The 7,568-nt window shown below is 55.0% G+C and carries 5 protein-coding genes and 2 pseudogenes; 5 read left to right on the plus strand and 2 right to left on the minus strand.

The genetic code is table 11. The features are described from left to right. Positions 1-126: 126 nt before the first annotated feature. From HWY45_RS35960 to HWY45_RS35975, 4 genes and pseudogenes are all read left to right on the plus strand, one after another. Positions 127-465: pseudogene (locus HWY45_RS35960) on the plus strand (type I restriction endonuclease subunit R, EcoR124 family); the annotation flags it as partial. A 16-nt stretch (positions 466-481) separates the two neighbouring features. Further along, positions 482-1,717 (plus strand): restriction endonuclease subunit S, encoded by a 1,236-nt coding sequence (locus HWY45_RS35965; RefSeq protein ID WP_059884032.1) that lies wholly within the window; start codon positions 482-484, stop codon positions 1,715-1,717. Beyond that, a complete protein-coding gene (locus HWY45_RS35970; protein ID WP_059884030.1) occupies positions 1,714-2,823 on the plus strand; it encodes an AAA family ATPase in 1,110 nt (369 codons plus the stop codon). Before HWY45_RS35965 ends, HWY45_RS35970 begins: the two co-directional genes overlap by 4 nt. A 15-nt stretch (positions 2,824-2,838) precedes the next feature. Then, entirely contained in the window at positions 2,839-4,449 is a 1,611-nt protein-coding gene (locus tag HWY45_RS35975) for a type I restriction-modification system subunit M (RefSeq protein WP_059884031.1), read from the plus strand. A gap of 232 nt (positions 4,450-4,681) precedes the next feature. Here the strand turns inward: HWY45_RS35975 and HWY45_RS35980 are convergent, their stop codons facing one another. Both HWY45_RS35980 and HWY45_RS35985 read right to left on the minus strand, forming a co-directional pair. Continuing rightward, a complete protein-coding gene (locus tag HWY45_RS35980) occupies positions 4,682-6,364 on the minus strand; it encodes a type I restriction-modification system subunit M/S (protein WP_150999438.1) in 1,683 nt (560 codons plus the stop codon). After that, positions 6,364-6,558, minus strand: coding sequence for a hypothetical protein (locus HWY45_RS35985; protein WP_150999440.1), 195 nt, complete (start codon positions 6,556-6,558; stop codon positions 6,364-6,366). The genes HWY45_RS35980 and HWY45_RS35985 overlap by 1 nt, the downstream gene beginning before the upstream one ends. Positions 6,559-6,932: 374 nt before the next feature. Between HWY45_RS35985 and HWY45_RS35990 the strand changes: the two are divergent. Next, positions 6,933-7,445: pseudogene (locus HWY45_RS35990) on the plus strand (IS110 family transposase); the annotation flags it as partial. Between the last annotated feature and the right edge of the window lie 123 nt (positions 7,446-7,568).

Genomic DNA, 7,568 nt, shown 5'->3' on the forward strand with positions numbered 1-7,568 from the left:
TCAAGCCAGCCTCGGCTTCCTTCAAGATGCCGATGATCTGTTCTTCGGTGAATCGCTTTTTCATTGCCGTTCCTCTCTGGAACGGACTCTACACCGTCACCGTACTAAACGCGGGGAGCAGGTCACATTGCCGAATACATCCGTGGTCTTCCGGTGGGCGAGGCGCTGGGTGAAAAGCAGATCCGCGCCGGTTACGAGCACTTCAAGGCCGAGAAGAAGACCCGCGAGCTCACCGATATCGCCATCAAGCATGGGCTGGCCACTGATGCGCTGCAGGCCTTTGTGGACGAAGTGCTTCGCCGCCACATCTTCGACGGCGAAGCATTGAGTGAGTTGATGGTTCCGCTGGGCCTAGGCTGGAAGGCGCGCACGCAAAAAGAACTGGCACTGGTGGAGGATCTGACGCCACTGCTGCACAAACTCGCCCAAGGACGTGAGATTTCGGGGTTGAGTGCGTATGAGTAATAAGGACACGGGTGCGATGAATAAAGAGAGCAACCAGAAGAGGGTGCTGACGCCACGATTGCGCTTTCCCGAGTTTCGGGATGCAGGGGGATGGGGAAGTGAATTTGGCGATAAGGTCTTCGATCAAATCAGCAACAAGGATCACAATTCCGATCTCCCTGTCCTTGCCATAACTCAAGAGCATGGGGCGATCCCACGCAATCTGATCGATTACCACGTATCCGTAGCTGATAAGAGTATTGAAGGCTACAAAGTTGTGGAAGTTGGTGATTTCATCATCAGCTTGCGCTCATTTCAGGGTGGGATTGAGTATTCCAAATATCAGGGGATTTGTAGTCCGGCCTATGTGATCCTAAGGCTTAAGCATGGGCACTCAGCGGATTACTTCAGGCAATTTCTCAAGACGGATCGATTCATTATTCAACTGAATAAGAATCTTGAGGGGCTGCGCGACGGGAAAATGGTCAGCTATAAGCAATTCTCGGAGCTGATTTTGCCTGTTCCGTCTCAGGCGGAACAACAAAAAATCGCCGACTGCCTGTCTTTTCTCGGCGAATTGCTTGCGGCGGAAAACCAAAAGCTGGATACCCTCAGGGCCTACAAGAAGGCACTGATGCAGCAGCTTTTTCCCATCGAGGGCGAAACCGTCCCTCGCCTGCGCTTTCCCGAGTTTCGGGATGCGGAGGATTGGGAGGAGAACACGTTGGGCAACTTGGTTGAAATCATTAGTGGGAAAAGTCCCTCACAGTATCAATTGGGATGGGATGGTATGTACCCCTTCGTGAAAGTTGAAGATCTGAACAACTGTGACAAGTACCAAGCAGCTGCAAGAGAATACAGCGACGACACTGACGGGCTGGTTCCACGTGACTCCGTTATATTCCCAAAGCGGGGTGCAGCGATCGCGCTTAATAAAATAAGATTAAGCGATCGAGAGTTGCTCATGGACACAAATATGATGGCGCTAACGCCACGGGAAGTGTGTCGCGCGGATTTTCTATTTTACTATCTTTCGCAAATTGGGCTTTCCCAAATTGCCGACAGTTCAACAATTCCCCAGATTAATAACAAGCATATTATTCCGTTTCATATTCTAGTGCCGTTACCTGAAGAGCAAAAGCGTATCGCTGATTGTCTTTCTTCATTGGATGATTTGATCACAGTCGAAAGCAAAAAACTCGATACAATTAAATTTCAAAAGAAAGGCTTGATGCAGAAATTATTGCCGGTATTGGACGAGGTGCGGGCATGAGGCCGGGCGAGTCCTTTGCCGACCTGCCTGCGCTGGCGGCCCAATTGCGGAACGAACTGGAGAACAAAAAATACATCCTGCTTTATGCCTACAACGGCACCGGCAAGACGCGGCTGTCCATGGCGTTCAAGGACATTGGTAAGCAGAGCCAGCCAGAGGATGGAGGTAGCGATGCGGTGCGCGACACACTCTACTTCAACGCCTTCACGGAAGATCTGTTCCATTGGGACAACGACTTGGATGGCGACAGTGACCGCCGGCTCACCCTCAACGCCAATTCACGCTTCTTTGCCGGCCTGGCCGAGCTGGAGATGGATAACCGTATCCGCCCACTGCTGCAACGTTATGCTGATTTCGATTTCCGCATTGACACAGAGGAATGGGCAGTGCGCTTCTCTCGCGCTGTGGGTAGACAAGTCATAGATAACATCAAAGTGTCGCGCGGCGAAGAAAATATCTTTGTCTGGTGCTTTTTCCTTGCCGTTGTCGAGCTGGCTATGGACCCGGAGATCGAGGCTTACCGATGGGTCAAGTACCTTTATATCGACGATCCGATTTCGTCGCTGGATGAACACAACGCAATTGCTGTGGCCAACCACCTGGCTCAGCTGCTCAAGAGGCCCGACAGCAAGCTCAAGACCGTACTTTCGACACACCACACGCTCTTCTTCAATGTGCTGTGCAATGAATTGAAGAACGCTAAACGATATTTCATTAACAAGAACTCAACCGGTGGAGGTTACGTCTCGCGGGAGGAAACGGGGGATACTCCTTTCTTTCACCACGTCGCCGCCTTGGCTGAGCTATATCAGGCCGCGCAGGAAGACCGGTTGTTCACCCACCATTTCAACATGCTGCGCACGATCCTGGAGAAGACGGCGAGCTTTCACGGGCACAAAAACTTCTCGGCTTGCATTAAGCAGGAAGACGACGATCCGGATGGCATCTTGCATGCACGCCTGATCAACATCCTGAGCCACGGCAATTATTCGCTCTACGAGCCCCAGCAGATGCTGGATGAGAACAAAACTTACTTCAGGAAGATCCTGCATGACTTCCTGAACCGCTATCCTTTCAATCCGGAATTATTCCCCTCAGCTGGCTGAGGCAGCAGACACGCCATGACCGAATTCGAAAGACAGAAACTGGGCAAGACCCTCTGGGCCATCGCCGATCAACTGCGCGGCGCGATGAACGCGGACGACTTCCGTGATTACATGCTGGCCTTTCTGTTCCTGCGCTACCTGTCGGACAATTACGAGGCCGCAGCAAAGAAGGAGTTAGGACCGGACTACCCCACCCAGCTCGACAGCGCGGTTTCCACGCCGTTGCAGCTTTGGTATGAGGGCAATCTAGAGGATGTGCCCGAGTTCGAAAAACAGATGCGTCGCAAGGTACATTATGTGATCGAGCCGCAATACCTGTGGGACAACATCGCGAAGATGGCGCGCGAGCAGAACAAGTACCTGCTGAACACGCTTCAAGAGGGCTTTGAACACATCGAAACGGAGTCTTTCGCCAGCACCTTCCGGGGATTGTTCTCCGAGATCAATCTCGCCTCGGACAAGCTCGGGAAGAATTACGGTGAGCGCAATGCGCGTCTGTGCAAGATCATCAGTGAAATTGCCAAGGGGTTGACGCAATTTTCCACCGACAGTGATGCACTGGGCGATGCATACGAATACCTGATCGGCCAGTTTGCTGCTGGCTCCGGCAAGAAAGCCGGTGAGTTCTATACGCCACAGCCCATTTCCAGCATCCTCTCGGCCATCGTCACGCTGGACGGGCAGGAGCCGGCCACCGGTCAGCGCAAACATATGGACAGTGTGCTGGACTTCGCTTGCGGCTCGGGGTCGTTGTTGCTCAATGTGCGCCACCGTATGGGGCCGCACGGTATCGGCAAGATTTACGGGCAGGAGAAGAACATCACCACCTACAACCTCGCGCGCATGAACATGCTGCTGCACGGGGTGAAGGATTCCGAGTTCGATATCTTCCACGGCGACACTTTGCTCAACGAGTGGGACATGCTGCGCGAGACTAACCCGGCTAAGATGCCGAAGTTCGACGCCGTGGTCGCCAATCCGCCGTTCAGCTATCGTTGGGAGCCGACTGAAGCGCTGAGTGAGGACGTGCGTTTCAAGAACCACGGCCTGGCGCCGAAATCGGCCGCGGACTTTGCCTTTTTGCTACACGGCGTCCACTTCTTGAAGGAAGACGGCGTGATGGCCATCATCCTGCCGCACGGTGTGTTGTTCCGTGGTGGCGCAGAGGCGCGCATTCGTACCAAGCTGCTCAAGGACGGCCATATCGACACGGTGATCGGGCTGCCACCCAATTTGTTTTTCTCCACCGGTATCCCGGTGTGCATTCTGGTGCTGAAGAAGTGTAAGAAGCCGGATGACGTGCTGTTTATCAACGCCGCCGAACACTTCGAGAAGGGCAAGCGGCAGAACCGGCTGTTACCCGAGCACATCGACAAGATTATCGACACATACCGGTTCAGAAAGGAGGATGCACGCTACTCGCGGCGAGTGGGCATGGAGGAAATCGAGAAGAAGAACGATTTCAATCTGAATATCTCGCGCTATGTGAGCACAGCAGTGGTCGAGGAGGATATTGACCTCGCCGCGGTGCATGCCGAACTGGTTTCACTGGATAAGAGGATCAAGATTGCCACCGAGCGGCACAACGAATTCCTTGCGGAGCTGGGAATGCCTTTGCTGCCGTGATGGCGAGATTTTGGTTTGCGCTGAGCGGACTTCGAGCGGCAGTAGGAGCACAGATACAAGCTCCTGCTGCCGTGCGCCAAGCCCGAATTGGGGGCCGTGTTAAGCGGGGCAATAGAGCCGCCAACGGAATGATCCGCTTTGTCTCAGCATCGACCTTGTCGTTGTGGACGATAAGGGCACAGACGACAAGATCGAGTTTGGGTTAATACAGGTTAATGCATATAAAACTAATTTAATCGCCTATTTTTGAAAATTCCTCCAGAGAATTAGCCAATAGTTGAGCTCGCTCCTCTTCCAGTCGTTGAATTCCGATCGTCTTTTCGTTGATGGCTTTCAGTGCGTTTTCCGCTACCTCATAGGCACGGTGAGAAAGGCTTGGCACACTGAGACCGCCGAGATCGCCTATTCGGATGTTACGTACCGTACTGCCAGTAACAATTTTCCGCAGTCGTTCTATTCCCGTCGGGCTCTTGAGGTAAAGGTAAAGTGCCTTCGCCTCCGGCGCGTATTTTGCACGTAGCACCAGGCAGGAATTTGGCAGAAGTATCAACCCGTTCGTTGGCTGCTCGACTAGCCCCACCGCGCCGACCGTGCCCTTTACGACGATAACGATGTCTCCAGCCTCAAGGTCCGCAGTGGTTTCATGCGCCTTACCGTGCTCGCTCTCATCATTCGCACCGACCCTTGTTTCGATATAACGGATGTAGGGGAACGCATGGATGATGCTCTCGGTCGTCACTGCAGCGCGTGGTCTGCGCGCTCCTTCGGGCAACGCAGTCGGACGAACAATGTGCACGAGATCGCGCAGCGCCACTTGACTTCCAGCCTTGTGTGTGTCAATCCAGGTGCCTCCAAGCAACATCCGGGGCAAAAGAGAGCCCGCCTCCTGTATCTGTCTGTACGTAAATAAGCGGCCGTTCTCGATGCGATCGGTACGTCGATCAATTATCTTTGCCGCGAGTACGCGACTAGATTCCACCTCCACTCGCCGTCCCCGACCGCGGGTAGCTGGAGACGCGCGCTCGGGCAAGTTCATCACGAACACAGATTCTTCCGTAGCGCGATTCGGAGATGGGCGAAGCACTAGCGCGGAGTACTGGTGCGTCGCAAGTGGCGTTGTACCGTTAGGAAGCTCGAGGACTGCCTCGACGAGTCCCGAGGACAGAAGGTCCCGTCTAAATTCAGCAGCCTTCCCAGTTCGATAAAGCATAGAACTCGGAACAAGCACTATAAGTCGCGCGACGGCTGCACCGTACCGCAACATGACAGCATGCAGGTCTTCACTAGCTGCATACGGCAGCTGTTTTGCACGCACTCCGCCGGAAACGCCCGGTATGAGCGGAAGAGCGGCAATTAGGACGCCGTTATCACGTTCCGTTGTCAATGTACTTGCACATGGCAGACACTCATCCGTTCTCGTGCCAGAGCCTTGATTCGATTTTGGGCCGCTCCCATAGACACCGCCTTCGACGACAGTCCATGCAGGCATGTTCGCAATTGCGGCACACAGCTTCGGAACCTCCAGGTCAGAGCTGTACTGTTCCACGCAGACGCCTGAGTTAGATAACCTCGACGCCACAAGACAAAGTGGGTCCTGCAGGACGATTGCACGCGAATACCCACCTTCAATCACGAGGTCAACCAAAAGCTGTGCGATGTCAGGCGTAAGCATCGCTTCCCCCCGCCGTCTGGCCGTGTCAGAAAGTGAAATCCAATCAAGAACCTCCACAAGATGAGCCTTCGTGGCTTCGAATGCCGAGTCCAGCAATGGCTCAGACAAAGACAATTGACTCGACCGCGGTGATCCCTTGCCTTGTATTTCGGCCAGCAGGGAAAGCGCCGCGCGATATGCGTCTGGTACGCCACGATTGCTTAAGGTCGAGACTAGCTCTCGAAAGGGGCTGGTCTTGTCCATTATTTCTGCTCCTCTCCTTTTTCAGAACTGCGCCCCTCTGCCTGCGGGCGACTGTCGACCGTCAGGTGAATGTCGAGCTTCACCGGCGGCAGGTTCACAGGGTGCAACGTGAGCACCGTTGCTACAACTACCCAAATAGGCCGCCGGGAGAGCCGGCGAATCCCGCGGTCGTTTTCTGAATGTTGATTTTCCATGTCGTTCCTTGGAGACGATGCGCTTACAAATCATGACATGAAATTTGTGTTGTGCGCAACACCGCGCGGGCGTTCACCTCACCGAATCTTAGGCACTTCCTTTACTCGGCGTCGAAAGTCGGACTTCCGGTGCTCGATACCGCCCGAGAAACTGGGGGGGGCGTTGGCTGGGGAGTCAGTCTCATGGCCCGCTACTGCTTCGCACCCTTGTATCTTTAAGCCTCGGACCGGCTCAGGTAGCCCGAGCGCCCTCTGGGTTGATGGTTGAAGCCCGTTTCTGAGCACTGGGCGCCTGAGTCGGACCGTCCTTTCTTGCAGCCCGAACGGTTGTAGGAATCTCGAGTTCGCATAGACAAGGATGGGAGCGAAGGGACGTGTCCGACACTGTTTTCGTAGGCATCGACGTATCGAGCCAGACGCTGGAAATAGCCGTGAGCAGCCAGACGACGACGTGGCAAGTGGCCAACGATGCCGCGGATATCGAGCAATTGGGCAACTCGCTGGGCGAGCTTCGGCCGGCGCTGATCGTGCTGGAGGCGACCGGCGGCTACGAGTTCGAGGCCGCTTGCGCCCTGCAGGCCCGTGGCTTGGCGGTGGCCGTGGTCAACCCGCGCATGGCGCGGGACTTTGCCCGTGCGATGGGGGCGCTGGCCAAGACCGATGCACTCGACACCAAAATGCTGGCTGCCTTTGCCCGCGTGCTGCACCAGCACCCTGAGCGAGAACGCTCCGTCAAGCCGCTGGCCGATGCCGAGTTGCAGCGCTTGCAGGCGCTGGTATTGCGTCGGCGACAACTCGTGCAGATGATCACCAGCGAGCGTCAGCGCCTGCGGCTGGCGCACGCAGCGGCCCGGCCGAGCATTGAGAGGGTCATCGACTTTCTCAGAGCCTATCCGAATGTTTGTGTGTGAGGCATAAACTGATGGCCAAGGAGCCACGTTATGCCACGCAAACGCAAGGAAGAAGTGACGATTGAACCGGGCAAGGGCTTGAACCTGGACCCGGAACTG

Origin of the sequence: Burkholderia stagnalis (assembly GCF_902830275.1) — a bacterium.
Lineage (GTDB): Bacteria > Pseudomonadota > Gammaproteobacteria > Burkholderiales > Burkholderiaceae > Burkholderia > Burkholderia stagnalis.

Coding starts and splice junctions, on each gene's coding strand:
- HWY45_RS35975 (WP_059884031.1), top strand. CDS start 2,839: ATGACCGAATTCGAAAGACAGAAACTGGGCAAGACCCTCTGGGCCATC.
- HWY45_RS35970 (WP_059884030.1), top strand. CDS start 1,714: ATGAGGCCGGGCGAGTCCTTTGCCGACCTGCCTGCGCTGGCGGCCCAA.
- HWY45_RS35980 (WP_150999438.1), bottom strand. CDS start 6,364: ATGGACAAGACCAGCCCCTTTCGAGAGCTAGTCTCGACCTTAAGCAAT.
- HWY45_RS35985 (WP_150999440.1), bottom strand. CDS start 6,558: ATGGAAAATCAACATTCAGAAAACGACCGCGGGATTCGCCGGCTCTCC.
- HWY45_RS35965 (WP_059884032.1), top strand. CDS start 482: ATGAATAAAGAGAGCAACCAGAAGAGGGTGCTGACGCCACGATTGCGC.